General features: G+C 62.7%; 31 protein-coding genes. 15 read left to right on the top strand and 16 right to left on the bottom strand.

All coding sequences use genetic code 11. The features are described 5' to 3' along the window. Positions 1–173: 173 nt before the first annotated feature. Positions 174–1,259 carry a hypothetical protein gene (locus tag RH91_RS07275; protein ID WP_010161983.1) on the bottom strand — a complete coding sequence of 362 codons (1,086 nt, stop codon included), beginning with the start codon at positions 1,257–1,259 and terminating at the stop codon, positions 174–176. A 217-nt stretch (positions 1,260–1,476) separates the two neighbouring features. Between RH91_RS07275 and RH91_RS07270 the strand changes: the two genes are divergently transcribed. From RH91_RS07270 to RH91_RS07260, 3 genes are read left to right on the top strand one after another with little or no spacing between them, the layout of a single operon-like run. Further along, positions 1,477–2,487, top strand: coding sequence for an ABC-three component system protein (locus RH91_RS07270; protein WP_010161982.1), 1,011 nt, complete (start codon positions 1,477–1,479; stop codon positions 2,485–2,487). Continuing rightward, the gene (locus RH91_RS07265; RefSeq protein WP_198283239.1) at positions 2,475–2,984 is read left to right on the top strand and encodes an ABC-three component system middle component 2; all 510 of its coding nucleotides are present in this window, start codon (positions 2,475–2,477) and stop codon (positions 2,982–2,984) included. The genes RH91_RS07270 and RH91_RS07265 overlap by 13 nt, the downstream gene beginning before the upstream one ends. Beyond that, entirely contained in the window at positions 2,981–4,861 is a 1,881-nt protein-coding gene (locus tag RH91_RS07260) for a hypothetical protein (protein WP_010161980.1), read from the top strand. Before RH91_RS07265 ends, RH91_RS07260 begins: the two co-directional genes overlap by 4 nt. Positions 4,862–4,924: 63 nt before the next feature. Here RH91_RS07260 and RH91_RS07255 read toward each other — a convergent pair whose 3' ends face one another. After that, positions 4,925–6,214 carry a hypothetical protein gene (locus RH91_RS07255; RefSeq protein ID WP_010161979.1) on the bottom strand — a complete coding sequence of 430 codons (1,290 nt, stop codon included), beginning with the start codon at positions 6,212–6,214 and terminating at the stop codon, positions 4,925–4,927. A 366-nt stretch (positions 6,215–6,580) separates the two neighbouring features. Next, on the bottom strand, positions 6,581–6,796 hold the full coding sequence (locus RH91_RS07250; protein WP_010161977.1) for a hypothetical protein: 216 nt from the start codon (positions 6,794–6,796) through the stop codon (positions 6,581–6,583). 322 nt (positions 6,797–7,118) lie between these two features. Between RH91_RS07250 and RH91_RS22815 the strand changes: the two genes are divergently transcribed. The 5 genes from RH91_RS22815 to RH91_RS22305 all read left to right on the top strand — a co-directional run bounded on the left by RH91_RS22815 (position 7,119) and on the right by RH91_RS22305 (position 9,810). Continuing rightward, positions 7,119–7,283 (top strand): hypothetical protein, encoded by a 165-nt coding sequence (locus tag RH91_RS22815; RefSeq protein ID WP_010161976.1) that lies wholly within the window; start codon positions 7,119–7,121, stop codon positions 7,281–7,283. A gap of 129 nt (positions 7,284–7,412) precedes the next feature. Next, positions 7,413–7,805, top strand: coding sequence for a hypothetical protein (locus RH91_RS07245; RefSeq protein WP_051116675.1), 393 nt, complete (start codon positions 7,413–7,415; stop codon positions 7,803–7,805). A 645-nt stretch (positions 7,806–8,450) separates the two neighbouring features. Next, positions 8,451–8,774, top strand: a complete 324-nt coding sequence (locus RH91_RS07240) for a DUF736 domain-containing protein (protein ID WP_010161974.1) — start codon at positions 8,451–8,453, stop codon at positions 8,772–8,774. Positions 8,775–8,954: 180 nt separating this feature from the next. Further along, on the top strand, positions 8,955–9,260 hold the full coding sequence (locus RH91_RS23585; protein ID WP_442852542.1) for a transcriptional regulator domain-containing protein: 306 nt from the start codon (positions 8,955–8,957) through the stop codon (positions 9,258–9,260). Then, a complete protein-coding gene (locus tag RH91_RS22305) occupies positions 9,220–9,810 on the top strand; it encodes a DNA -binding domain-containing protein (RefSeq protein WP_010161973.1) in 591 nt (196 codons plus the stop codon). The genes RH91_RS23585 and RH91_RS22305 overlap by 41 nt, the downstream gene beginning before the upstream one ends. Before the next feature lie 17 nt (positions 9,811–9,827). On the opposite strand, the gene RH91_RS07230 is transcribed toward RH91_RS22305, so the two are convergent. Further along, positions 9,828–10,025: a hypothetical protein gene (locus RH91_RS07230; protein ID WP_010161972.1), complete on the bottom strand. Its 198-nt coding sequence runs from the start codon at positions 10,023–10,025 to the stop codon at positions 9,828–9,830. A 226-nt stretch (positions 10,026–10,251) separates the two neighbouring features. On the opposite strand from RH91_RS07230, the gene RH91_RS07225 reads away from it, so the two are divergent. From RH91_RS07225 to RH91_RS07215, 3 genes are read left to right on the top strand one after another with little or no spacing between them, the layout of a single operon-like run. Then, complete coding sequence (locus tag RH91_RS07225) at positions 10,252–10,527, top strand: helix-turn-helix transcriptional regulator (RefSeq protein WP_037479279.1); 276 nt, start codon at positions 10,252–10,254, stop codon at positions 10,525–10,527. After that, the gene (locus tag RH91_RS07220) at positions 10,527–11,108 is read left to right on the top strand and encodes a S26 family signal peptidase (RefSeq protein WP_010161970.1); all 582 of its coding nucleotides are present in this window, start codon (positions 10,527–10,529) and stop codon (positions 11,106–11,108) included. Before RH91_RS07225 ends, RH91_RS07220 begins: the two co-directional genes overlap by 1 nt. After that, positions 11,099–11,803 carry a transglycosylase SLT domain-containing protein gene (locus RH91_RS07215; protein WP_010161968.1) on the top strand — a complete coding sequence of 235 codons (705 nt, stop codon included), beginning with the start codon at positions 11,099–11,101 and terminating at the stop codon, positions 11,801–11,803. The genes RH91_RS07220 and RH91_RS07215 overlap by 10 nt, the downstream gene beginning before the upstream one ends. Before the next feature lie 57 nt (positions 11,804–11,860). On the opposite strand, the gene RH91_RS23075 is transcribed toward RH91_RS07215, so the two are convergent. Continuing rightward, entirely contained in the window at positions 11,861–12,133 is a 273-nt protein-coding gene (locus RH91_RS23075) for a conjugal transfer protein TraD (protein WP_010161967.1), read from the bottom strand. Between the two features lie 37 nt (positions 12,134–12,170). Continuing rightward, entirely contained in the window at positions 12,171–12,476 is a 306-nt protein-coding gene (gene traD / locus RH91_RS23070) for a conjugal transfer protein TraD (RefSeq protein ID WP_010161966.1), read from the bottom strand. Positions 12,477–12,629: 153 nt separating this feature from the next. On the opposite strand from traD, the gene traA reads away from it, so the two are divergent. Beyond that, positions 12,630–15,125, top strand: a complete 2,496-nt coding sequence (gene traA / locus RH91_RS07200) for a Ti-type conjugative transfer relaxase TraA (protein WP_010161965.1) — start codon at positions 12,630–12,632, stop codon at positions 15,123–15,125. Between the two features lie 128 nt (positions 15,126–15,253). After that, positions 15,254–16,915: a type IV secretion system DNA-binding domain-containing protein gene (locus RH91_RS07195; protein ID WP_010161964.1), complete on the top strand. Its 1,662-nt coding sequence runs from the start codon at positions 15,254–15,256 to the stop codon at positions 16,913–16,915. Between the two features lie 3 nt (positions 16,916–16,918). Here RH91_RS07195 and RH91_RS23065 read toward each other — a convergent pair whose 3' ends face one another. Further along, a complete protein-coding gene (locus RH91_RS23065; RefSeq protein ID WP_269724642.1) occupies positions 16,919–17,125 on the bottom strand; it encodes a helix-turn-helix domain-containing protein in 207 nt (68 codons plus the stop codon). Between the two features lie 166 nt (positions 17,126–17,291). On the opposite strand from RH91_RS23065, the gene RH91_RS22300 reads away from it, so the two are divergent. After that, complete coding sequence (locus tag RH91_RS22300; protein ID WP_010161962.1) at positions 17,292–17,507, top strand: hypothetical protein; 216 nt, start codon at positions 17,292–17,294, stop codon at positions 17,505–17,507. Between the two features lie 37 nt (positions 17,508–17,544). On the opposite strand, the gene RH91_RS07185 is transcribed toward RH91_RS22300, so the two are convergent. From RH91_RS07185 to phhA, 9 genes are all read right to left on the bottom strand, one after another. Continuing rightward, the gene (locus tag RH91_RS07185; protein WP_232283431.1) at positions 17,545–17,853 is read right to left on the bottom strand and encodes a 4a-hydroxytetrahydrobiopterin dehydratase; all 309 of its coding nucleotides are present in this window, start codon (positions 17,851–17,853) and stop codon (positions 17,545–17,547) included. Continuing rightward, the gene (locus RH91_RS07180; RefSeq protein ID WP_029623683.1) at positions 17,846–18,511 is read right to left on the bottom strand and encodes an SDR family oxidoreductase; all 666 of its coding nucleotides are present in this window, start codon (positions 18,509–18,511) and stop codon (positions 17,846–17,848) included. The genes RH91_RS07185 and RH91_RS07180 overlap by 8 nt, the downstream gene beginning before the upstream one ends. Next, positions 18,508–18,897 (bottom strand): Rieske (2Fe-2S) protein, encoded by a 390-nt coding sequence (locus tag RH91_RS21555; protein ID WP_081469517.1) that lies wholly within the window; start codon positions 18,895–18,897, stop codon positions 18,508–18,510. Before RH91_RS21555 ends, RH91_RS07180 begins: the two co-directional genes overlap by 4 nt. Next, positions 18,894–19,571, bottom strand: a complete 678-nt coding sequence (gene maiA / locus RH91_RS07175) for a maleylacetoacetate isomerase (RefSeq protein WP_232283430.1) — start codon at positions 19,569–19,571, stop codon at positions 18,894–18,896. Before maiA ends, RH91_RS21555 begins: the two co-directional genes overlap by 4 nt. Next, on the bottom strand, positions 19,541–20,842 hold the full coding sequence (fahA, locus tag RH91_RS07170; protein WP_010161956.1) for a fumarylacetoacetase: 1,302 nt from the start codon (positions 20,840–20,842) through the stop codon (positions 19,541–19,543). The genes maiA and fahA overlap by 31 nt, the downstream gene beginning before the upstream one ends. After that, positions 20,839–22,119, bottom strand: coding sequence for a homogentisate 1,2-dioxygenase (hmgA, locus tag RH91_RS07165; RefSeq protein WP_010161955.1), 1,281 nt, complete (start codon positions 22,117–22,119; stop codon positions 20,839–20,841). Before hmgA ends, fahA begins: the two co-directional genes overlap by 4 nt. 88 nt (positions 22,120–22,207) lie before the next feature. Continuing rightward, a complete protein-coding gene (hppD, locus tag RH91_RS07160) occupies positions 22,208–23,257 on the bottom strand; it encodes a 4-hydroxyphenylpyruvate dioxygenase (RefSeq protein WP_010161954.1) in 1,050 nt (349 codons plus the stop codon). Between the two features lie 15 nt (positions 23,258–23,272). Beyond that, complete coding sequence (locus RH91_RS07155) at positions 23,273–24,493, bottom strand: amino acid aminotransferase (protein WP_051116674.1); 1,221 nt, start codon at positions 24,491–24,493, stop codon at positions 23,273–23,275. Further along, a complete protein-coding gene (gene phhA, locus RH91_RS07150) occupies positions 24,490–25,356 on the bottom strand; it encodes a phenylalanine 4-monooxygenase (RefSeq protein WP_029623680.1) in 867 nt (288 codons plus the stop codon). The genes RH91_RS07155 and phhA overlap by 4 nt, the downstream gene beginning before the upstream one ends. Positions 25,357–25,450: 94 nt before the next feature. On the opposite strand from phhA, the gene RH91_RS07145 reads away from it, so the two are divergent. Beyond that, a complete protein-coding gene (locus tag RH91_RS07145; protein WP_010161950.1) occupies positions 25,451–25,921 on the top strand; it encodes an Lrp/AsnC family transcriptional regulator in 471 nt (156 codons plus the stop codon). The last annotated feature ends 145 nt before the right edge of the window (positions 25,922–26,066 follow it).

Genomic DNA, 26,066 nt, shown 5'->3' with positions numbered 1-26,066 from the left:
CTCCTTCCGGGCCAGCTCAAGACATTCCACGGTCGATGCTCGGATGTCTGCTCACGCCCAAAACGGCCATTCGCATGCAGACCTGCGGCGGGACGGCTGAGCGCCAATCTCAGTCCGCTTCTCGACGCAATCAGTTCGTTGCCTGCATCAATGAGCACAGAGCTGCTACATATCTAAGCCGTTTCGGAGTTGCGATCGCCCGTCGCCAGCCAAGTCTTCTCAAGCCCCATATCTACGGCGGGATCGACTTCATCTGGCTCCCACACGTTGATCGTCGCGCCATCGTCTGCCGCGGGTCGGATGGTAAGACCTCCCGACCAGAGCGCGTCACGAGCGACGTCGCCGATGATGTCGAACTGGCTAATATGGGTCCACTCGCGCCTAACGTCCCATAGGGAGCGCAACGCCGAAGCAAGATCGTCGACTAGGTCGGTATATCCAGCATCCGCGATCGCCTGCTTGGTCTCCTCCGAGATCGAAGTGCCATCGCCCAAACCGTCGATGTGGCCCAGTACATAGGAGGCCAGCCGAAGTGGTTCCACCAAGGGCGGGGCAACCTCGGTGACCGCCCGGTTGAGATCGCGATGCTGCCAAAAGTCTTCTCGTGCATCTGCAGCACGCTCTCGCGCCACACTCAGCACTCCGCGCAGGCCTTCCTCATACAGCAGGAGGCGCCCGCGCCCGAAGACCGCGGTCAGGCGACAGGCTGCATATTCCTCCCAGCAGGCCTCGTTAACCTGCATGAAGATCGCCTCCTCATAGCTGGAGACGGCATGCTGAAGGATCATGCCGGGGAACGCGCGATCCTTGTCGCTGGTGACTTGGACATGCCCGCACTCATGGGCGAGAAGATATAGAGCGGCCCAGAACTCCTCATCGGGTTCGTCTCCTTCGTCCTTCTCGATGTCCTCGACATAGGGGGCGTTCAAGACGATGTGGACTTTCACTACGCCGTCGCGGACCACCGCAGGCGCCATGCCGACCCCAATCAATTGATCATCGTTCGAACGGCTTAGCGGCCGCAGGCCTTCGACACCGCGATCCAGCTCCGCAAGGGCCGCGTCGTAGTCGTAAGCAACGGTCACTCCATTCAATCGGCTAAGATCCAAGGATCTGCTGATCAGTCGGATGTAAGAAGCGAGCTTGTTGGCGGTGTGGTTCGCGCCCTCTTCAGTCGCGAAGTTGCGCATACTGAACGGAATCGATTCCGGCGCAGTGGGCGGCGGCAAGTCATCAATGTCTTCGCTCGCATCGCCCATGCGCCCGGTTGGACACGAAATGGCGTGAATGGTCCAGCCACAGGATGCCGCCGTGTCCCTCTCTCAGCGCCGCGCTTTTGCTGAACCCTCACCGATGGGCCAGCTCTGGCTCGCCATCAGGGTAAGGCTTCCCCCTGACCGCGGGGAAGAAGCCCATAGTAAGGATTGAAAATCTGTGCGGTAGCAGGCAATCGTTCCCTTGGGGGGAGTGCGATCCTTGGGGGCAGGTGCAACGGACTATGCAGCGCGAATATATGCGCTGAATGACGCGGATTTAGAGCGGCTGACGGACGACTGGGTCGCTTCGATGCGGTCGCGCTATCCTGACAGCGACCGTTTCTCCGGTGCAGGAGACATGGGGCGCGACGTCGTGGGCTATCGCACGGCGGCTCGCTTCGATGGTCCGTGGGACAATTATCAGTGCAAGCAACTCAGGAAAGCCCTGGGCGAGCCGGAATTAATCCGTGAGCTGGGTAAGATATTTTTCCATAGCGCTGCCGGGCATTTCCGCGTCCCCGTGCACTTCTACTTCGTCGCTCCGAGGGGAGCGGTTCGGGCCAATCGAAACCTCATAGGTCATCCCAGCAAGATCGGGCCGCGCCTGATCGAGCAATGGGACACCTGGTGTGCCGACGACCTGGTAGAGGGCGAACATCATCCGCTATCGGACGAGGTACGCACGCTCATCGACGCTTTTGACTTCCAGAATGTATCGCTGCTTGAAGCGGGCAAGCTCGTGCGAACAGACGAGATGACACCCGTGCTAGTCAAATGGTTTGACGCGGACCCCGGCGAGGCCCCGGTCGGGAGCGTTCCTGATACAATGCAGCCGGAGGAGGCCGCTTACGTCGCACAGCTTCTCGCCGCCTATCAGGAACAAGGCGCGCCGTCCTACACCATTGGTGACGAAGCACTTTCTGATGCCAAGTTCGGCCCGCATTTTCGTGTCCAACGAGAGCGATTCTTCGATGCCGCTTCTTTCAAGCGCTACTACAGGGACAGCACCGAGCCAGCCGTGCTCGCAACATTCGAGAAGGACATCTTCCATGGCGTGTACGACACCCATGGACTCTCTCACGCCGACACCATGGCAAAGATCGCGGCCGTCATGAGCGAAGCCAAGAGCGTCTCAGTCTCAGGCGTCCTCGGCAAATATGCGAGAGTTCCGGTGAAGCAGGGCGTCTGTCATCACTTCGCCAACGACGGTGTTCTCCCGTGGGTGAAGTGATCGTGCCGGTGCAGGACGATGTGCCCTTGTTCAACAGTCCGCTGGAAACGGGCTTGCGGACCCTGGTCGTGCTCGACGCCTTCTATCCTCGGCCCTGCACCGTCAGCGAGCTGACGTGGTTCGATCATCTTGTGGTGCACACGGCCGATGTGGAAGGCCCCGACAGTCTGCACCCCGATCTGCCGTCACGCGGGGGCGAGCTGCTCGTCCGCCGCCAGTTGATAGACGAGGGTGTTCATTTGCTGCTGAACGCCGGTCTCGCTACCCTTGTTGATGGAGCGGACGGGGTACGATACGTCGCCGGGGACGAGGCTCCGTCATTCATCGAGTTAATGGAAGCCTCCTACAGCACGCGCCTGAAAGTGCGTGCGGAATGGCTCGCGGACCGGTTTGGCGCCCTCCCAGAAGAGGAGCTGAGAACCATCATTCATCAGCGGCTCGGACGGTGGACGCTTGAGTTCCAAGCCGAAGGCACACTCTACGAGCCGTCGGCATGAACGGGCGCCTGATATTCCGGCACCTGTCGTTCATTGGCACCGCGAAAACGGTGAGCACGCTCCCGTTCGTCGACGGCACCAACGTCATCTACGGTGCCTCGAACACCGGCAAGTCCTTCACGCTCGCCGCTCTGCAATTCATGTTGGGAAAGTCGACGCCGCTTCCGGCGATCGAGCAGCTAGACGGCTATGAGGCCGTCTTGCTGGGTCTCGACGTCCCCTCGATGGGGCCTGTCACCCTCTATCGCGGCATTCAGGGTGCAGGGTTCAGACTATACGAAGGGCTGCATCACGAAGCGCCGCAGGACGTTCCCTTTCGGGTGCTGGATGCCGAATACGACGCCCGCACGGAGAATATCACCAGCGTGATCCTAGGCGCGCTGGGCCTAAGCGGAAAGTTTGTCGTCAAGAATGAAAATGGCGAGAAGAACAGCGTCACGCTCCGCTCGCTCGATCCCTTCACTTTCGTGGACGAGGGCTCGATCATAGATGCGCGCAGCCCGATCCTGTCCGGCCAATACACCAGCGCGACAGCCGAAAAGAACCTCTTTCGCCTACTTTTGACTGGGCGGGACGACTCCGCGATCGTAGCGGTGGTCCCGCCCAAGATCCGAAAAGCCCGCCAAGAAGGCCAGAAGGAACTGCTGGAGGAATGGATCGCGGCGCTGGATGCGCAAATCGACGCAATCGGCATCCCTCGCCAGCAACTCGACGATCAAAGCAAGCGGATCGAAGCCTCGCTGACCACCATCCAGGGCGATCTCGCCAAACGCCAGCGCCGGATCGATGAGGTCACACGCGAACGGCGACGCATGGTCGATGAAGCGGATCGGGTGACCGCCCAAGCCCGAGAGATAGAGTTGACCCTGGCGCGATTCGCGAGGCTCATGGAAGTGTATGAATCCGATGTCGAACGCCTTGAGGCCCTGGAGCAGGGTGGCCATCTGCTTCTTGCGCGGCTCGACCGCCCTTGCCCCCTATGCGGGGCCGAGGTTGATCATCAGCACCATCATGGGCGGCAGGATGTCGAGCGTTCACGGGTAGCGGCCCGCGTCGAGATTGCGCGGATCGATCGGGAACGCCGGGATCTGGTCGCCACGATGAACGGGCTTGAGACGGATTTCGCCACGAATCTCGCAACGTCGGAACGGCTGCGGCGGCGAATGGCAGCGGCAGAGCGGATTCTCGGCGTCCTTCGCCCGGAGGAATCGGGCCTACGCGACGAATACGAACAGAGAATCGAAGCGCGGGACACCGTTCGCGAACGCCTAAAGCTGTTTGAAGAGCGGGATCGCCTCGCTGTGCAATTGTCTCAGGTCACGACGGCCCCAACTGCGGCCAAGCCGAAACTCACTGTCGGCATTGACGGGCCAACTGGCCACGAATTTGCCAGCAAGGTGTCTGAGGTGCTCCAGGCTTGGAAGTTTCCAGGAAATCCGACCGTATCGTTCGACAGTCAGACCCAGGATATACGTCTGGACGGCAAGGAGCGCGGGGCAAACGGAAAGGGCGTCCGCGCTATCCTCCACTCAGCATTCAAGGTCGCGGTTTTGCTCTACTGTCAGGACAAGGGCCTGTTTCATCCAGGCGTGTTGGCGCTTGATACGCCGCTTCTTACCTACCGAGAGCCGATCCGGGTGCCACGCCACGGTGCGCTGGCTGCCGACGAGAAAAAGCTCGCCGCGACTACGCTATACGAGCATTTCTACCTTCATCTAGCGAGCCTTAGTGGGCGCGCGCAGTTTATCATCCTTGAGAACAGCGATCCGCCTAGTGATCTCATGGATCGACTTTCGGTGCAGACCTTCACGGGCGATTTAGCAGATGGACGTAGCGGATTGCTTCCCCCCGCCAACAGCTCGCCGACTGTTTCTTGAAGGGTAACAAGGAGAGCGCGGATGTTCTCTTTCGATTGCATGTTGCGAGCCGCAGACGTGGTTTCACCCCGCCTCGTCGGAAAACCCGGTCCCTCGCTGCGGATCAGGCGCGAACGGCCGGAAGCGGTCAGAGACCGGGCCGAGAGCGGTCAGGCGTTCCGAAAATATCGGACGTCTTTCCTGAATTTCTTCCGGAATCAGGGTGCGCCACCAAGCTAGGAGCGCCCCGCGCGCGAGATAAGCAAAGGTGTGGAGCAGCATCGGCGTGTCATCGCGGTTCCACGTTGCCCCCCTTGCAGATGCGGCGAGACCCCCCGGGACTTCGCCGTAAGGGCCTTCGTCAAACCGCTCCGGCGGAATGCACATCGGATACGGGAATGGCACACCGGCGTGAAGCGCACGCGATCGGAGCGCATAGATGCATTTGAAGGCAGCCGTCATAGGTTGCTGGGAATAATTGAGCTTGTCGAACATCGGCCGCTTCTCGGGCTCTCCAGGAGAGAACGCCTCCAAAAATCCGACAAATTTCGACGTGGCACCGATGACTCCGTTGAAGGCTCTTGCCATCTTGGGGATTAGCTTCTCGACATTGGCCTTTTTAAGCATGTTGATCACGCCCCCGTAGGAGAGCGCGAAGCGCTCTTCGGGCGTGCGCTTATCGCTGTCCCAATGCGCCGCCGCGGTCTCAATCGCAGATACGAGCAGCAGCCAAGCATTTTCAGGCGAAGTATCGGCGACCCAAAGAGCATTCTGGAATAGCCTAGCCGCCTTGATCAAGGCCGCCGCCGCCCCCGGCGTGAGATGAGGCAACGATCCCAGATCCGCAAGATCGCGCAGGTCGCGCGACCCGGTCAAATATGGGAGTTGCGGTCGTTGGTTCGACTGTGGGAGGGCAGGCAAATAGCTGGCGTCATACCCCCGCGGTCGCCCCATCGGATCCTCACCAGGCCGAAACTCTCGATCCACCGGACCAGCCATGATCCTCGCATCGAGCAGGAGCGAGGCCAGGGCGGTCAACTCGTCGAAAAGGTCGCCACCATGATAGTGGTCGTCGTTCGTCTCCATCGGAACACGCATGTCGGCCATTAGATGCCATTCGACGCGTAGGACGATTCCGGGTCTCAACGCGCCCGGGTCTTTTCGAGAATGCGCGAGCGCGTTCAGGAAGCTGTATGGACCGAAATTATAGGCTTCCGCGACGAAATCGACATCCGTGTAGAGGCGCAGTTCGGAAATCTGTAGCGCACCCAGACCCTCTAAAAATTTCTTCCAATTCTCCCAGCTACGCGGGGGCGGTGGTACGATCTCAGAGGTCGCCTCTTCAAACTCAGTTTCCGAGGGCCGTTCGCCCATCTAATTGTCCTCCTGGCCATTCATTCCGCCGCCGCGACAATAGGAAACGACGGGCAAGCGCCATATTCACCCGAGTCTGCTTCTGACCGCGCAATTTCAATCATAGGAATCGATTACTGTCGTGAACATACATGGCGACCATTCCGAGTAACGGATGCAGCTAGTAGAGGCTCTTGTAAGTCCGATTCTGGCTGAAGCTGACGTTCGGTGCTGCGCCGGCAAACGACAGCTTCGTCCCAGGATTTGACATTCCTCCCGGCGACGGAAGACCAACCGACGACAGCTACTGGGATTGCGCAACAGACTGGTTAAGCGCAAAACTTGGGCACATAGCGGCATGGAAAAGAATTCTATCGCCGGCTCCGCCTATCGTTGAGGTGCCTCACCTGAAACGGCGATATGGGCGGCGACCGCGTAATGCTCGAGCTCCACATCAGACTCGATCAGTTGATCGAGGAGCCCCTTCATATCGGTCATGTCCGATCCGCTCTGAAATGGGCCGGGCATACGCTCGATCACCAGCACCGCGATTGCGAGTGCCTTCTTCACCAGATGGAGATCACGCCCGCTGAACTCAGCCATCGTCCGTATCCAACTGTCGATACTGCGGATTAGATATCAGGCCATCGCGCACGTGACCATCAGCCGGATTGCAAATCCTCGATGATAGAGCGGCATACACCAAGGATAGCGTCGGCCACCGCCGCGGACCCACTCCCCGCTCTTTGAGGCGCTATTCCTCCCCACCCGTCGGCCTCCTCACGATCAACCCGTAAAGGGTCCGCTATGCTTTGCATGCGGCCGCTTGGGCTGCGCCCCGACGCGGTGACGTGAGGCCGTCGGCCGGATGCGTCGGCGCCTGTCGAGCGGGGAGTGGCCCCGCTCCATCGACAGGAGCCAGTCCATGTCCCTCGAAACCGCACAGCGTCTCGCCTGGAACCTCGCCTGCACACTCAAGGTGATCATCATCCTCATCGAGACTCCGGAAGGGTATCAGGCGATGCCGAGCGACGACTATGACGGGGACGTCGAACAGGTGGTGCGCGAATATGATGTATTCGCTGCATAATCAGCGACGGATCGCATTGAATGCCCCGCGTCCGCCGGTTTCGGCGGGCGCTTCGATCTGCTATTATCCCGATGCGCCGTGGTGGATGGTGGAGGCGCGTCCCCAACCGAATGGAAGGACGCGTTCGCCATGATGATTCTCCTGCCCCTGTCGCTGATAGGCATCGGCGCCTTCATCTATTTTCTGTTCAATGCGGCAAGTCATGCACTGCCGCTGGCGATCGCGGTCGCCGCCGCGCTCGCCTGTGCGCATGTCGGCGCATCGATACCCGTCGCGCTGCTGGTCGGGGTCATCGGTTTTATGCTCGTGACGGGGCTTGTCCGCTTCATCGCGCTCACAGCTCCTCTTCCGGCTCGTATCGTCTTCGCTGCCGCATTGGCGATCCCAGCCGCGATTGCGGGCTACCAGCTCGGCGGCGGGCTCGCCGGCCTATCGGGTCTGTCGGCATGGTTCCTCGCCGCCATCGCGGCGACGCTCACGGGCCTTGCCGCCACGACGCGCATTGCACGACCCGTGTCCTAGGCTTCTATCGACCGGACTGCAGACGCTCCTTGCTCAGCCCGCCGGCTTCCAATCCGGGCGGGCTTCATCTTTCGACAGTGCAGAAGGCCCGGGAAGGATGACGATACCGGTTTGTGTCGGGTCTTGTCGTCAGGAGCGCATCGGACCGGTGGCGGCGGTTTGTGCTTGAGTGCGGACGTGACCCCGTTGACGCGGAGATAACCCGTAGCAGAATTGCTAGGCCGATCGCATGGGTGACAAGGGGGCAGCTGGTGCGAGGTCATTGGATGATCGTCAGCCCTGCCAGTTCGTAGCCGGGATTCTCCGATCGCACGACACCCGGCGCCGAGCTCTTTTTTGCGACGGGAGGTGTGCCATGTCCTTGTCTGGCGGATCACGGACCCGGTCCCACACGGCCTCTCTCAGATGGCTTTGATGACCGAAACCGGCTTCGCCTCTGCCGCCTGAGCCGCAACGAGGGCTGGCGCGCTATTTTCCCCTGGACCCAGACGGGATCCATTCCTCGCGAGGCAAAATAGCGCGCCTTCCCCCGTCCTCCGCTTTGCTTCGGGCCTGTCGGCTGCGGCGGCGGCAGTCCCGGTCACCGGGCAAGCCATCGAGGCCGCGATGGGCGCGGGTTCGAAGATCAAGACAGGAGTTTTCATCATGGCAACCATCGGCACCTTCAGGAAGACCTCGGACGGCTTCAGCGGCGAGATCGTGACCCTCAGCGTGCAGGCCAAGGGCGTGCGCATCGTCCCCGAGACCAACCGCTCCAGCGATGCCGCTCCCTCGCACCGGGTAATGGTCGGCCGGGCTGAGATCGGCGCGGGCTGGACCAAGCAGTCGAACGAGGGTCGCGAATATCTCGGCCTCAAACTCGACGATCCCAGCTTCACCGGCCCGATCTACGCCAATCTCTTCGACGACGAGGACGGCGACACATACAGCCTGATCTGGTCGCGCCCCGCCAAGCGCAACGGGGACTGATCGGATCGACGAAGCCCCGTCCGGACCTGGTCCGGGCGGGCTTTCGCTATGCTCGTACGCTGAGCGCGCGCGGCACCATAAGGTCGCCCTTATATCTGCATAAGCCCTCGGCCGCTTGAGCCGAAAATCGGTCTCAATCAATCTCTTCGATGGCGGGAAAACAGCATCGAGGAGGAAGCGATGCCAGGTTACCACACGTTGCGTCTGCCCGACGAATATAGGGCATTGCTCGAACTTTCACCGGCCAGCTTCGCTTGGGAATGGCTTCGGCGCAATCCCGAGTACCGCGCGCTTTGGGCGACTGCGCCCGCCGACGCGATGCGCGCTTCGGCGCAGGCCAGGGCGTCGGCCCGGCGAAACGCCGGGGTCACTACAACCTTGCGCCAGCACCCGCTGGGAAGGAGGTCGGCCCATCTGGGCCTCACCTTTCCCGGTTCCACCCGAAGTGCCGGCGACCGACCGGCCACTGATCGGGTGGGCGCCTGAGCGTCTCGCCGACACGGTCACCGTCGTCCGCCCCGTCACCTGGGCTCGCCCGCTCGGTGCATTACGCTTCGAGCCGGCGCGCTGGGGCCGAGCGTATCGGCTTGAAGCGGAAGGCGGCGCACATTTGCTGATCCGCCGCCACGGCGCGCCAGAGCTGGCGCTCTGGTTGCCTGCCGACCTGGAGCCGAGCGAAGGCGAGCCGTTCGGGATCTATGTTCATCCCGACCATCATCACGCCGCCCGGGTCGCTGCCGTCGCGCGGTTCCGCCGCGCGATCGGAATGGGCCCGCCGCTCCGCTTTGCGCCATACCGTGATGCACCCCGCCAGGCGGCTATGCTCGCGATCCACGATGCGGCGGCCGACGGCATGACGCTCCGTGACATCGCCGCCACCCTGCTTCCTCTCATGCCCGACGACTGGCGAACGAGTTCCGAGCGATCCGATCTGCGTCGATTGCAGGACACGGGTCTCTGGATGAGAACGGGGGGATATCTGTCGCTGCTAAGCGGCCGGAGCACGTCGATTCGAGCTCACTCTTCCCCGGGCTAGCGCTATCCGCCCAGCCGCTAGTGAAGTGTCGCATCAGACTGGAGGGAGAGCGCGACAGCATTGCGGATGACGAACCATGCCGACAGTTGCTCCAAGTCGGCCGAGGCCATGAGCGCATCGATCTTGTCCTGCAGGAAACGCCCGACATCGTCCCCATGCTGTTCGATCAGCTCTCGGGCGATGAGAAACGCTCTGGCGTCGTCGATGCTATCCACGCCGCTTATTAGCGTCCATCAGGGTCCGATTCCATCAGGTGCATTGAGCCTGCGCCGAAGGAAGCGAGCACGGCAGCCGATCTGCGCGACAATACGCTTGTTCCCAATGTGGCCGAAGTCATGGCCCCCTCTTTCCGGCCACCCATGACCGCCTTCGAACGCCGATGATCTCCGACATCGCGAGTTGCCCGCCGGGCGCCCGCGATGCCCCCAAATGGAGATTACCATGCCCGATATCATCAAGGACACGCGCTACCTGCGCACCAAGGAGGCCGCCCATTATGTCGGCCTGTCCGCGCGCACGCTCGAAAAGCACCGAACCTATGGCACTGGTCCCGCCTACCGGAAAATCGGCGGTCGCGTCGTCTACACATTGGAGGAACTGCGCGCCTGGGCGGACCGTGGCGCGTGCGCCTCCACGTCCGATCCGAACAACGCGAACGTGCTCCCTGCGGTTCGCCGTCCCGAGGACCGTAACGGTGCCACCGGGGGGCAACCGTGATGGCGGACATACAGAACGTGCAGGACCCGATTGTCTCATCGGCGCGACGTCCGCGACACGGCGCATGGTCGCTTTCCGGCCGTCGGGCGATCATCGCAGCGTCCGCTGTTGCGCTCGCAGCGTTGACGATGCCGTCGATCGCACAGCCCAATCTGCGCCTGGTCTGGAACGTGTCGGCGAGCGTGCCGCTGGGCCTCTATCGCATCGAGCCGGGCCGTCACCCGCTGGTCGGCGAACTGGCCGCGGTGCGCCCGTCGCCGGCGCTCGCGCGGCTGATGGCAGATCGCCATTATGTCGAACAGGGCGCCCTGCTGGTGAAACCCGTAGCGGCCGTCACCGGCGCGCGCGTTTGCCGTCATGGTCACAAGGTGACGATCGACGGATTGCTGGTCGCTTCTGTGCTCGACCATGATCGCTTCGGCCGCGATCTGCCGCGCTGGTCCGGCTGCCGCGGACTTGGCGCCAGCGACTATTTCCTGCTCGCACGCAACGTCCGCGCATCGTTCGACAGCCGCTATTTCGGGCCGGTCGCAGCCGCCAGCGTGATCGGGCGGGCAACGCCGCTCTGGGTATGGCCATGAGCGGGAATCGTCTCCTGCGCGGCGCTGGCCTCGGCATGACATGCCTCGCCTTTACGGCGTTCCCGGCGCTGGCCAGATCGCAACCGTCCGACACTTGCGCGGTACATGCGCCGGAAGCGGCGATGCGCTCCGATCTTCCTCTCGATATGATCCTGCGCGTGATGCATGCCGAAAGCGGCGGTAATCCTCGTGCGGTGTCGCTCAAGGGAGCGATGGGCTGCATGCAGATCATGCCGGCGACCTGGGCGACATTGTCCGCGCGCTTCGGGCTCGGGGCCGATCCGTTCGATGCGCGCATGAACATGATCGGTGGTGCGCTCTATCTGGCCGAGTTGCGCACGCGGTTCGGCATTCCCGGCGCCTACGCCGCCTATAATGCAGGACCGAACCGCTATGAGCGCTTCGCCGTCAGCGGCGTGCCGCTCCCTGCCGAAACGGTCGCCTATGCCGCGCGTCTCGGTGGTGCCGGCGCCCCGATCATCAAGGCCGACGCCCAGGCGCGGTGGCAAGAAGCGGTATTGTTCGTGGCGAGACCCGCCAGCACGCCGAAACCAGCCGGCGTCGCGCTGCCAACGGCTGCCGGCACGAACGATGGTGTCGCGGATCGCGCTGCCGCACCGAACGATTCCGTGCCGACCGTTCGCCTCGATCCGATGTTCCCGTTGGGCGCCCGGAATGTCGCCCTGCGCCGCTGATAATGCTGTTCTCGGGGCTGGCCTGCGCGCTGCGCGGCCGGCCCCGTTGGATAGAGTCTATTCCGCATCGCTGCGCTGGCGGAATGCCGCTCGCACCTTCTCGCGATCCGCCTCAGCCGCTTGTTCCGCTTCGTCGGCAAACGCCCGCGCCCCGCGTCGCTTGAACAGCGCGGTCGCGTGGGCAGCCTCATCGCTTCGCATCCGCATCGCAATGTCGAGAAAGGCACCGTACAACACTTGCCGATCGTCGGCGGCGAGGTCGACCAGACCGGCCTTTTGCACGAGGCCGCCGAGTTCGATCAGGTGCCGCGTTCGGGTCCGTCGTGCCACTACCCATGCCCTCCTGTCGGTTCGTGCGATTACCGCCTCAAGCCGGTTCCGCGCCGCCCGCAGCCGCTTTGCCGCCCTCGCTGCTGCCACGAGCGCGGCGCGAGGATTTCCGGCTCGTTTCGCGAAAGAACTGCGCACCGCGTGCCGCCCATGCCTTGGTCGTGGCGCCCTCCTTTTCCGCCACCGCTGCCAGCAGCGCACCGGCAAGAAGATCGGGCTCCAACGCATCGGCGCCGGTCGCCTCGATCAGCTCGCCGAATTGCTGGATCTTGCGCACCCTGAGCAGCTTTGCCCGGTCGCCCAGCGCCTTCAATTCCGCATCGAAATCCCGCACCTTCCGCATCGTCGCATCTCCATCTCGCTGGTCGATGCGCTCTAGCTGGGCAGCGTGAGGCCCGGTTCAACGCGTCAAATCTCTCATGCGCGCTCTAGCGTAGGAGAGCGCGCTTATACGTCGTACCGACGTCGCGAGATCAGGCGTAATTGGTTGGCCATAATGGCCATCTACCACTTCTCCGCCAAGATCATCGGCCGCGCCGGCGGCTCGAGTGCAGTGGCGTCCGCTGCCTATCGCTCGGCGTCCAGGCTCCATGACGAGCGGCTCGATCGCCATCACGACTTCACCAACAAGTCGGGCGTCGTCCACTCCGAAGTGATGCTGCCCGAAGGCGCGCCCGAGCGGTTGCGGGATCGCGAAACGCTGTGGAACGAGGCCGAGGCGACCGAGAAGCGCAAGGACGCCCAGCTTGCCCGCGAAGTGGAATTCGCGATCCCGCGTGAACTGACGCAAGCGCAGGGCGTCGCGCTCGCCCGCGAGTTCGTGGCCAAGGAGTTCGTCGGCCGCGGCATGGTCGCCGATCTCAACATCCACTGGGACGTCGGCGCCGACGGCCAGGCCAAACCCCATGCCCATGTCATGCTCGCTACACGCGAGATCGGACCGGACGGGTTCGGCGCCAAGGTGCGCGAGTGGAACGCGACAGCGCTGCTCCAGCAATGGCGCGAACGCTGGGCCGAGCACGTCAACGACCGACTGACATCGCTCGGCATCGAAGCCCGTATTGATCACCGCAGCTACGACACGCAGGGGATTGATCTCGAGCCGCAGCACAAGATCGGCGCGGCCGGCGCGCGGCGGTTGGAGCGCGGCGAGGATGCCGAGCGTGCCGACGAGCATATCCGTATCGCGCGCACCAATGGCGCGACCATCATCGCCCAGCCGGAAATCGGCCTCGATGCGCTGGCGCACAGCCAAGCGACGTTCACGCGCCGCGACATGGCGATGTTCGCGCATCGCCACTCCGACGGGCAGGAGCAATACGATCGCGTGCTCGCCGCGATGCGCGGCTCGGATCAGATTCTTGCGCTCGGCCGTGACGGGCGCGGCGAGGAGCGCTTCACCACCGTCTCGATGTTGAGCGCAGAAGAAGCGCTGACACGTAACGCGACTACGCTTGCGGCCTCGAGACATGCGGTCGGTCGGCACGATGTCGAGCGTGCGGTTGCTACGGCAGCGGATGGCGGCCTGGTGCTTGGACGCGATCAGCGCGCTGCCCTCGACCATGTCGCCAAATCGCCGGGGCTCAGTCTGGTCGTCGGCTATGCTGGTGCCGGGAAATCGGCGATGCTTGGGGTGGCGCGCGAGGCTTGGGAAACCGCCGGATATACCGTTCGGGGCGCCGCGCTATCGGGCATCGCTGCCGAGAATCTTGAAGGCGGCTCGGGAATCGCCTCTCGCACCATAGCCAGTTTCGAACATGCCTGGGCGCGCGATCGCGACCGACTGACAGCGCGCGATGTACTGGTGGTCGATGAGGCCGGCATGGTCGGCACGCGGCAATTGCAGCGGGTGTTGGCAGAAGCCGCGGGCGCGGGCGCCAAGGTCGTAATGGTCGGCGACGTTCAGCAGCTCCAGTCGATCGAGGCCGGTGCTGCGTTCCGCTTGCTCGCTGAACGCCACGGCGCGGCCGAGATCGGCGAGGTGCGCCGGCAGGCCGAGCAATGGATGCGGGATGCGACGCGGATGTTCGCAACGGGCCGAACCGGTGAAGCGATCGCCGCCTATAGCCAGGCCGACATGGTCCACGCCGCAGACACGCGCGACGCCGCGCGCAACGCGCTGATCGACCGCTGGGACATCGACCGGCGGGCAGCGCCGACCGACTCTCGCATCATTCTCACCCATATGAACAAGGAGGTTGCGATGTTGAATCAGGTGGCGCGTGAGCGGCTGCAGGTACAAGGCGAGCTCGGCCGCGACGTAAATGTGCAGACCGAGCGCGGCGAACGGCAGTTCGCCGAGAACGATCGCATCCTGTTTCTGAAAAATGAGCGCGAACTCGGGGTGAAGAACGGGTCGCTCGGCACCATCGAACGCGCAGGTCGCGATACGCTGGCCGTGCGACTGGACGACGGCCGCAAGGTCGAGGTCGACCTGAAGAGCTACGCCCATGTCGATCATGGCTATGCCGCGACCGTGCACAAGACGCAGGGCATGACGGTCGATCGCACCCATGTGCTGGCGACACCCGGTATGGATGCGCATTCGAGTTATGTCGCCCTGTCGCGCCACCGGACCGGAACTGCGCTCCACTACGGCCGGGACGATTTCGCCGATGAGGGACAATTGCGTCGCACCCTCGGGCGTGAGCGTCCGAAGGACATGGCGCTCGACTATGAGCGTGAGGGCGCACCGCCGCCGCGCACGAACCGTACTGCCCTCAACAGCGTGCGCGGCGCGGCCGACGGGAATCCCGCGCCGCAACCGGCACAGACGGCCGCGAATGCGCAGGCGCGCGGAGCGGCTGGAAAGGACCCGGGCGGATCGAAGGCCAGCTTGGAGCAGGAACGTGCGCGGCAACTGCGCGAAACGTTTGCTGCACTCGGCAACGCGCCACCGCGCTCGGCCGAGCAAACCCGCGCGGCATTCGCCGCCGCAGCCAAGGCAGCGCCGACGCCCGGTAAGGATCGCGACTACGGAGCAGAACGGTGAATCAGGGTGGCGGCGCAGCGGGTGGGGGTCAAAGGTCCGGCTCGGATCCGATCGTCCACCAAATCGCCTTTCTTCTTTCTGTTGTCGCGATTGGTATTGGCTGGCCGATCGTGGCGCATTTCATTCCCATGGATGTGCGGTTCGCGTGGCGCGATCTTGTTCTCGAACATTGGCGTCATCGCGATCACCTCGAGCCCTGGCTCGACCAGCGCTGGCTATGGCTCGCGCTGCATCGGTATTATTTCTGGTTCGCAGGGGCAGTGCTCCCCGGCACGATTGCGATCGGCGTGGTCCAGGCCGTTGATCGGCGCACGCCATGGGCCTTGCTGTCCGCCCCCGTTGGCTGGGGTTGCGGGCTGCTGATCGGTTTGTGGCTCTATACAAGCTTCCTCACCGACACCCCGACGCTCGCGGTGATGCTGCCGGCGGTCTTTGCCTATCTCGGCGGAGCGGTCGCCGCGCGCATCGACGCGTGGCCGCGCAAGGTCATCCATCTGCGCGGCACCAGGATGCGCGGAACCGCCAATCGGCTGCGCAGCCGATTGTTCACCGGCCTTACCGACCGCGTTGCACTGGCAGGCGTACCACTCACGCCCGAAGATGAAACGATGCACGTCGCAGCGATCGGCACGACGGGGTCTGGCAAATCGACGGCGCTCCGCGCGATCATCGCCAGTGCGACGCGGCGTGGAGACCGTCAGGTCGTTGCCGATCCCGATGGCACCGCGATGAGTGTCTTCCACCAGCCCGGTGACATCATCCTCAACCCGTTCGATGCGCGGTGCGCCCACTGGGATCTGCTCAGCGAGATCGAGCAGGTCGGCGACTTCGCGATGGTGGCGCAGTCGCTGCTCCCGCATCTCGGCCATGGCGATCACGACCAATGGATCAGCTATGCTCAACAGTTCCTGAGCAGCGCTATGGAAAGTTGGGTCGCGAACGCGATGGGCAGCTCGGCCGAATTCGTCGCCGCGCTCACCCAGGCCAACAGGGCGCAGCTGAAGGCATTGTGCGACGGCACCCCAGCCGCTCGCTATTTCGAGGAGGGCGGCGAACGCATGCTTGCGAGCATTCTTGGCACGATTACGCCGGCGGTCGCCAGTCTGCGCATCTTCGGCGTTCAAGCGGGGCGAGGATTCTCGATCCGGCGCTGGGTGCGGGAAGGTGAAGGATCGCTCTGGATGCCCTACGCAGCCAATCAGATCGCGGCGCTGCGTGGCCTCATCTCCTGCTGGATGAGTCTCGCCATCATGGAGACGTTGTCGCTGGCCCCGTCGAGCGAACGTCGTATCTGGTTTCATGGCGACGAGCTCGACGCGCTCGGTCGCATCGAAGGACTGAAGGACGCGCAAGCACGGCTCCGCAAGTTCGGTGGTCGCGTCGCGATAGGCTTTCAGAGCTTTGCTCAGGTCAAACAGATCTACGGCGAGGGCGCCCACACGATCATCGAGAATTGTGGCAATCTGCTGCTGCTCCGCTGTGGCCTTAGCGAGGGGGGCGGGACGGCCGAACTTGCATCCGAGCTGATCGGCAATCGCGGGGTGGAGCGTGACGATGTCAGTCGATCACGAACGCGTGGACGATTCACGTCAAGGTCGACGTCGATGCAGAGCAAGCGGAGCGTCGAGGACGTCGCGCTCGCCAGCGAGATCATGCAACTCGCCAATCGCGAAGGATTTGTGAAGCGCGCGACGGCACCCGATTGGTGGCGGGTGCGGTTTCCCTACGTCGATTATCCTGAACGCATTGCCGCGTTCGAGGCATCTAGCAATTTGCAGGTAGTACGATGACCGTCAGCTTGGTTGCACGTCTGCCTCGCTCGCGAGCGCCAAGCCATCCACCGACAGAACACGCGCGGCATCGAGATATTCGAAGATGTCGAGGCGGCGTTCGCCCGTCTCGTAGCGCGAGACATATTGTTGCGGCTTGCCAAGGCGCTGAGCCACAGCTTCCTGCGATAGACCCTCTCGCTTCCTTGCGTCGACCAGGCGTTCGATCACCCAGCGATAACGACTATCGTGGATGCCTCGCGCCACAGTCCCTCACATCAATTTGATGTGAGGACCGTGCTTGGCTCTTGGTTTTACACCAACTTGATGTAAACTGCTGTGATGGCGGCGCCACCGAGCGGCGCTAGCAGCTTATAACCAAAATTGGACGTAACGGGTGCCGATCGAGGATTTGCTCTCTGACGACGAAAGCCGACAGATTGAAGCTGCACGCCTCGTCGAGCTGGCTCGCGACCTCCTCACAGGGGAGCGCGAGCAGGTGATTAAGGCGAATCTTGATCATGCTCTTCTGGAGCTTGCCCGCTTCGGCGACAATGTGCGATCAAGCATCCGGCGCACCGCAAATCAACCATCGGGCGACGCGTTTAGTTAAGATACTTCGGCTCTCCGACGAGCTGCAGGCTTTCGTGTCACATTATAAATGTGCTGATCTTTGCTGCCAGCTCGACATCGAGCGCCGAAACAGCGTTGCCAGCATCGTGAGTAGTCAACCAAATCTCCAGCTGATTGTAGACGTTAGACCACTCGGGATGGTGATCACGCCTCTCTGCTTCGATCGCGATGCGGGTCATCGTTCCGAAGGCTTCGGAGAAATCGGAGAATTCGATGCGTCGGAATAGAGCGCCCCGAGCTTCGTCAAAGCTCCACCCGGAAAGGCTTTTCAGCGCGTCGTCACGTTCGGCGGGGGTTAGTGCTACGATCATGTCGCGGTTATCCATTGTGCGTCACAGGAATGAGCGCCCCCGAAATCGCTCGGGATCCCGGCTGCGCGAGGAAACGAATGACGTCGGCGACGGCCGCGGGGCTTGCCCACGTCGCGGGGTCGACATCAGGCATATCGGTGCGATTGCGCGGCGTATCGATGATCGACGGCAACACTGCATTGGCACGGATCCCGCGAGGAGCGATCTCCTGCGCAAGCGCCTCAATGAGCCGTCCCACGCCGGACTTGGCCGCACCGTAGGCTGCCATTCCAACACCGGCCGGTTGCGCCGAAGCTGCGCCCACCGCGACGAGCGACGCACCTGCGCGCATTGAGGGGAGGCACGCCTTGATGGTCACAAGGGTTGTTTCGACGTTCGAGGCATAGAGGGCGCGCCAGTCAGCGACGCTGCTATCCTCGACCTTCTTCCATTCAAACGCACCAGCAACATGAACAAGAGCATCGATCCCGCCCATCCAGGCCAATGCCCTGCCCACGGCCGAACTGGTCGCAAGTTCGTCGGCGAGATCCGCACACGCGAACCATGCCGCTCCGTCGTCGTCGCTGCCCTCACGTCCAATTGCGATACAGGAGACCATCGCCCCCTCTTTGACGAAGGTGTCTCGCACAGCCTCGCCCAGCACGCCTGCAGCGCCGGAAATGATCACTCTCATTCATTTGCCCCTGAAAATGCCGGCACAGCGCCGGTCTTGATCCATCCTTCTTCGATGCACACTGGCCAGGCAGCGAGCCTTTGCCCCAGACATGGACCACCAACGCAAAGCCCATCATCCGGCGTGAAAAGAGCGCCGTGCCAGCTGCAGGCGATCATGTTTCCATCGGGCGTCAGGTAATCGTCCAGAACACGTGCGAGCGGCACGCCCGCATGCGGGCAGCGATCAACGTAGCCGTGGACCAGCTCGTGTCGCCGAACGATAAAGCCGTGAAAGCGGCCGGTACGGGTCTGCACGACAAAGTTTCGCGCCCGACCATGGGCAATGTCCTCCGCCCTGCAAAGCTTCACGCCGGGCGGGGTCGCTGTGAGACGCTCCTCGTTCACGGGCTATCGGCATCCGGCTGGCGGTGTGGATGGGCGGCGATGAAGGCGGGTAGCGCCCGCGCCGCCTCGCCTGCCGTCATGAGCGCGGGATATGGAGACAGATCGACGCCGAAGCGCTCCGCAGAATACAACTGAGGCACCAAGGTGCAGTCGGCAAGCGTCGGCGCGGCACCGAAGCAATATCCTTCTCCATGGCGCCTGACGAGCTCTTCCACGACGGAGAATCCTTCAGATATCCATCCGGCGATCCAGCTCTTGATCGCGTCAGCGTCAGCGCCAAACGTGCCACGTAACTTCTCGAGCACGCGCAGATTGTTGAGCGGATGAATGTCGCAGGCGACGATGGAGATCATCGATCGCACGATTGCTCGGTCGTCGATATCGGCAGGCAGCAACGCCGGTAAGGGATAGCGCTCCTCAAGCCATTCGAGGATTGCAGGGCTTTGTATGAAAGCGTTGCCCCCGTCGACCAGAGCAGGGACCAGGCCGTGTGGTGCGATCGTGCGATAATCGGCGGCATGCTGGGCGCCGGTTCGCAGGTCGTGATTGACCTGGTCGTAGGCCAGTCCTTTGAAATTGAGCGCGATCCTTACGCGGTAGGCTGCGCTCGATCGCCAATAGCCATGCAGGATAAGGCTCGCGCTCATGATGCCGGCACAACGATCGCTCTGCATTCCCCAAAGCCGATCGAGATGAACCCCTCGGCTTGCGCCGTCGCCGTGAGGAGAATCTCGTCGCCATCCTCGAGGAAGGTGCGCGTTTCCCCAGACGGCAGGGCGATCGGGGTCTTCCCGCCATTGCTGATCTCGAGCAGGCTGCCATAGCCGTCTACTGAAGGCGCGGAGATCGTGCCGGTCCCCAGCAGATCGCCTGGATTGAGATCGCACCCATTCGAGGCGTGGTGGGTCACGATCTGCGCGGCAGTCCAGTACATGTTCGACGCGGCGCTCTCGCTCAGTCGGTGTGGCGCTCGGCCTTCGTCCCGCATCTTGGCGGTCGAGATCCGAGCCGACAGTGTGATCGCGAGCGCGCCCACCGTCTGGTCCGTTGCGTCGAGGAGATAGGGCAGTGGCGCCGGGTCGCCTTGCGGGCGGGCCGGCTGGGCAATCCGAAACGGGGCCAGCGCCTCGGGCGAGATCACCCAGGGCGAAATCGTCGACTGAAAATTCTTGGCCAGGAACGGGCCGAGTGGCTGATACTCCCACGCCTGGAAATCCCGCGCCGACCAGTCGTTCAGAAGGCAAAACCCCGCGATGTGGCGACCGGCGTCGCCGATCGCGATTGGCTCGCCAAGCGTATTTCCCCGGCCAATCCAGACGCCCAGCTCGACCTCGTAATCGAGCCGGGTCGCAGGGCCGAAGAGCGGCGCGTCCTGCTCGGGCATCTTGCGCTGCCCGTTGGGCCGTCGCACCGGAATGCCCGATGGACGGATCGAAGAGGCGCGGCCATGATAGCCGATCGGCACATATTTATAGTTTGGAAGCAGCGGATTATCTGGCCGGAACAGGGCGCCGACATTGTTTGCGTGGTGAATGCCTACATAGAAATCGGTATAGTCGCCTATCGCCGCGGGCAGATGCAGCTCGCACGCCTCGGCCGGCATCAGATGCGGCATGGTTGCGGCGCGGTGTTGTTCGTCAGTCAGCAGGTCAAACACGGTGTGGCGCAGCGTCAAGCGCTGCTCTGGCGCGAAAGCCATCAGCGTGTTGAGGTTGGAACCCATGAGTCGGCTTGCGTTCACCCCGGGCAGGAGTTGCGCGCGCGCCGCGCCCGCAAGATCGAGTATATAGTCGCCAATCGCGACGCCGAGCTGCGCTGCTCCGCCAGCCCGGCTGAATACGCCGAATGGCAGGTTCTGAACCGGGAAATCGGAATGACCGTTCGAGCTTTCGACCCAACTGGTCGTGGAGGCCTGATGGGTGTGATCGATCTGCGGGAGGCTCATCGGGGCAGTTGCGCTTTCTGAAAATCGGACCAGCAATCGTCATAGTCGAGTTGGCAAAGCGGACTTTCGGTCGCAAAGCGGGTCGGGCGGATGACGTGGCGGCTCTCGAACATGAAGGCCATGCTGTGCTCGATCCGGTGCGGGGCGAGGTTCGCTGCGACGGCCTTGTCGTAACTGGCGCGATCGGGTCCGTGACCGGACATGCAATTGTGCAGGCTTGCGCCGCCCGGCGCGAAACCGCCCGCCTTGGCGTCATAGACGCCCTCGATCAGGCCCATGAACTCGCTCATGATGTTGCGGTGAAACCAGGGCGGCCGGAAGGTCGCTTCCGCCACCATCCAGCGAGGTGGAAATATGACGAAATCGCAATTGGCGGTGCCGGGTATATCGCTCGGGCTGGTCAGGACAGTGAAAATTGACGGGTCGGGATGGTCGAAACTGACCGTGTTGATCGTATTGAACCGTCGCAGATCGTACCGGCACGGCGCGAGGTTCCCGTGCCAAGCGACCACGTCGAAAGGGGAATGATCGATCGTCGTGGTGAACAGCCCGCCGAGGAATTTCTGGACGATCTGCGTGGGCGTGTCCAAATCTTCAAATGCCGCCGCCGGCGTCTCGAAATCGCGCGGATTGGCCAGTCCGTTGGACCCGATCGGCCCTAGGTCCGGCAAGCGGAAATGCGCGCCGTAATTCTCGCAGACGTAGCCATGTGCCGGCCCATCCGGCAGTTCCACCCGGAAACGTACGCCGCGCGGGATGAGCGCAACCGACAAAGGTGCGACCGTCAACACGCCGAATTCAGTGACCAGCCGCAGGGTTCCTGCATGCGGCACGATCAGCATTTCGCCGTCGGCATTCTGGAACGCACGATCGGTCATCGACCGGTTCGCGGCAAAGAGGTGGATGCCGATCCCGCTGCCATTCGCTACATCGCCGTTGCCGCCATAGGTCATCAGCCCGTCGACGAAATCGGTAGGCGCATCGGGTCGCGGCAAAGGATCCCAGCGCAGGCGATTGGGCGATGCCGGCACTTCGGCGAACGGCGCGCTGCGCATCCGCGAGCCGCCGTCATACGGCGCAAACGGTGGATGGCTGGCGGTCGGCCGCAAGCGGTAGAGCCAGCTCCGCCGGTTCTCTGCCCGTGGCGCGGTGAAGGCCGTGCCCGAAACCTGCTCGGCATAGAGACCGAACGGAACACGCTGCGGCGAGTTTTGTCCCACCGGCAAAGCGCCCGTCACCGCCTCGGTCGCAAAATGGTTGCCGAAGCCGACCAGCATCGGCGCGCCTGCCGTGGCGGCAATGTCACCATGGACCGGTGCTGGGATGGTTTGCGCAGTCATATCCGCTCTCTTTCGCGCCAGTCGCTCAGGCGTCGACCGTGATCACGCCGCGGCGGATCTGGTCGAGCTCGATCGATTCATACAGCGCCTGGAAGTTGCCGTTGCCGAACCCTTCGTTGCCCTTGCGCTGGATGATCTCGAAGAAGATCGGGCCGAACATATTCTCGGTGAAGATCTGAAGCAGGATGCCTTCCTGTTCGACGTCGCCATCGATCAGGATACGGTTGCGCTTGAGCCGGTCGAGATCCTCGGCGTGACCGGGGACGCGTTTGTCGACCAGTTCGTAATATGTCTCGATCGTGTCCTGCAGTTTCACCCCGTTCGCGCGGAGCTTTTCGACCGTTTCGTAGATATTGTCGGTGGTGAGGGCGAGATGCTGGATACCCTCGCCATTGTAATCGCGGATGAACTCCTCGATCTGGCTCTTGTCGTCCTGGCTTTCGTTCAGCGGAATGCGGATCGCGCGGTCGGGCGCGATCATCGCCTGACTGAACAGGCCCGTCGCCTTGCCCTTGATGTCGAAATATTTCTGTTCTTCGAAGCCGAAGATCTTCGCGTAGAAAGCCGACCAGGTCCGCATCTCACCGCGCTTCACGTTGTGCGTGAGGTGATCGAGGATATCGAGGCCGACGCTGGCTTGTACCGCCGCCTCGCGCCAGCCAGCGATCTCCTCCCAAGCGGCAAACGGGTCGCCCTCGACGAGATACAGCAGCGACCCGCCGATCCCCTCGATCACGCGCGCGCTCGGCAGCGCGCTGCCGGCGGAATCCGCCGCTTTAGCGCCGCGTCCCAGCGCCAAGTTGTAGGCGGTCGCCGCATCCGCGACGTTGAAGCCCATGCCATTGGCCGAGGGGCCATGCGCGGCGCGGAAGGCTGCTGCCTGCCCGTCCGCCCGGGCATTCACGACAAGTGCGATCCGGCCTTGCCGATAGAGCGTCATGTCCCGGCCAGGCGAAACAGCCGCCGCCGTGAAGCCCAGCTGGACCAGCTGCGCCGCCATGAGCGCGGGATCGGGCGAGGTGAATTCGGCAAAGGCGAAGCCGTCGAGGCCGAGAGGATTGTCAGATACGGACACGGTGGTGTTCTCCGTCTAGCGTTGCAGATGGGGGGCTATGGCGGCCACGAACGGGGCTACCGTCTCGCTGCGCAGGCCCGCAATGTTGATCCGGCCGGAATCGGCCATGTAGATGCCGTGGTCGGTGCGCAGCTCCAGCACGGCCTCGTGCGTCAGCGGCAGCATGGCGAACATGCCACCCTGATCGCCCAGCGCCGAAAGCCGCGGCTCGGCATGAGCCAGCGCAGCGCGCAGGCCGGCGATGCGCGCGCGCATATCCTCCAGCTCGGTCTTCCACAGACCTGTGAGCGCCGCGTCTTCGAGAATTTCGCGCACGGCAGCGGCGCCATGGTCCGGCGGCATCGACCACAGGCTGCGAGCGAGCACGAGCAGATTGTCGCGCACCGCCGCGATCGCGGCGCCATCGGCGGCCTTGACCCAGAGCGCGCCCACGCGGTCGCGGTACAGGCCGAAATTCTTGTCGCAGCTATAGGCCACGATCGCTTCGGGCATTGCCGCAAGCAGTGCGCGGGTTGCCGCGGCATCCGAATCAAGACCGCGACCGAGCCCCTGATAGGCGAGATCGATAAAGGGCGTGAGCTGCCGCTTCGTGAGCAGTGCAATCAAGTCCGCCCATTGTGCCTGCGTTAGCTCAGCACCGGTCGGATTGTGGCAACAGCCATGCAGCAGCACGACGTCACCGGCCGTCGCCTGCTCGAGCGCGCCGACCATCGCGGAGAAATCAACGGTGCCGGTCACCGCATCGAAAAAAGGATGCGCGCGCACTTCGAGGCCGGCTTCCCGAAAGATCGGAGCGTGATTTGGCCAGGTGGGTGTGCCAATCCAGACGGTCGGCTGTCGTGAACCCCGCGCGACGAGTTCGGCACCCAGGCGCAGTGCGCCCGTCCCGCCCGGCGTCTGGACACCGGTAAGGCACGGTTCCGCCGCTTGCGCCGCGCCGAACACGATCGGCGCGAGCAATTCCACGAAGCGCGCGTCGCCCTCGGCCCCGAGATACGCCTTGGTGGCTTGTGTGTCGGCGAGCCGGTGTTCAGCGTCCTTGATTGCGCGCAGGACCGGCGTTTCGCCTGCATCGTTGCGATAGACGCCAACCCCGAGGTCGATCTTGTCGGGGCGCGGATCCCGCCGGCACAGACCGATTAGGCCGAGCAAGGCATCGGCGGGCTGTCGCTCCAGCGTGCCAAATAGAGGGATGCGCGCTGATGTCAGCGGCCGCGTTTCTACGGCAACAATCATGCGAGTGCCTGCTCTCGGGCATACGCCTGGGTTCCGTGAGTATAGACGGTATCGGTCGGTAGGATCGTTTCGATCTCGATGTCCGGGGCACCCGCGAGCTCTGCGTAGATCGGGCCGAAGTCGGTCTCGAGCGTCTGCTTGAGCAAATCTTCGAAGCTGTCGATGACGAAATAGTTCTGCTGATAATCGTCGATCCGGTACTTGGTCCGCATCAGCCGCCGAACGTCAAAACCGAGCCGGTTCGGCGAGGGATCGTCGAGCGAGAACAGGGACTCACCATAAGACGACACGATGCCCGCACCGTAGATTTTCAGGCCGTCGGAGGCGTCGCGGATCAGGCCGAACTCGACCGTGTACCAATAGAGACGCGAAAGTCGCTCGATCACGCCGGCGCCCGCCGCCCGCTGTCCGCCGACGCCATAGGCCTGCATGTAATCGGCGAAGACTGGGTTTGCGAGCAGCGGGACATGGCCGAAGACATCATGGAAAATGTCCGGTTCTTGGAGATAGTCGAGTTGCTCGGGCGTGCGGATGAAATTGCCCGACACGAAGCGCCGGTTCGCGAGGTGATCGAAAAACACGTCATCAGGGATCAGGCCCGGTACCGCCACGACCTGCCAGCCAGTCGCCTTCATCAGCCGCTCGGACAGTTCCTCAAAATCCGGAATGCCGGGCTTGGACAGGCGCAACACGTCGAGCCCATCCATGAATTCCGACGCGACGCGGCCAGGCAGCATTTTCGCCTGTCGCTCAAAAAGCTGATCCCACATGGCGTGTTCGGCCGCGCTATAGCGGTCCCAGCCTTGGGGAATGGTCCAGTCCTCAGCAGTGCCTGCCGGACGATCAATGTGTGCGTTTGCCATGCGAGCATTCTTGCACCAAACGATCGGATTTGTTTTTCAATCTTAGCGCTATTATGCGATATTATGAGCAGAAAACTTGGAAATATCAAAGATTATGAAAAGTATGCACAGCCTCGACGATATCGATCGACGCATCCTTTCTGAATTGCAGGCTGATGCCGGAATCAGCAATGGCGACCTCGCCGAGCGCGTCGGCAGTTCTACGGCATCGGTTTGGCGACGGATAAAAGCCATGGAAGCTAGTGGTCTGCTCAGACAATCGGTCAGGCTGCTTGATCAGCACACCCTTGGATACGGTGTTAACGTGCTCTGCAACATCCGCGTTCGCAGCCACGCCCGGGACGTTCGCAACGCCTTTGAAACCTTCGTTGGGGAGCGGCCCGAGATCCTAGAATGTTTTTCAATGTCGGGAGATTGGGACTACCTACTTCGGATCGTAGCGGCCGATGTTTCCGGCTACGAACGCTTTTTGATGCACACCCTACTCGAGCATCCTTCGGTGGGAGGTGCATCTTCGCACTTTGCCCTCTCATTGACCAAGTACACAACGGCACTCCCTCTATAGCGCCGCTCGATCGTCGTTGAAGGCAGTCTCGCCATTTCGTGTCATTTGTGGCGGCGGCGGACGACAGCCTTTCGGACAGGCGAATATGTATAACCCTGGAGAATAAGCTACGCGAAATTCGGTCTTTGAGTGACGGTTTTGTTGC

Source organism: Sphingomonas sp. PAMC 26617 (assembly GCF_000242835.1).
Lineage (GTDB): Bacteria > Pseudomonadota > Alphaproteobacteria > Sphingomonadales > Sphingomonadaceae > Sphingomonas.
Note: the sequence above shows the minus strand (reverse complement) of the source record. Positions and strands in the feature narration are given on the sequence as shown.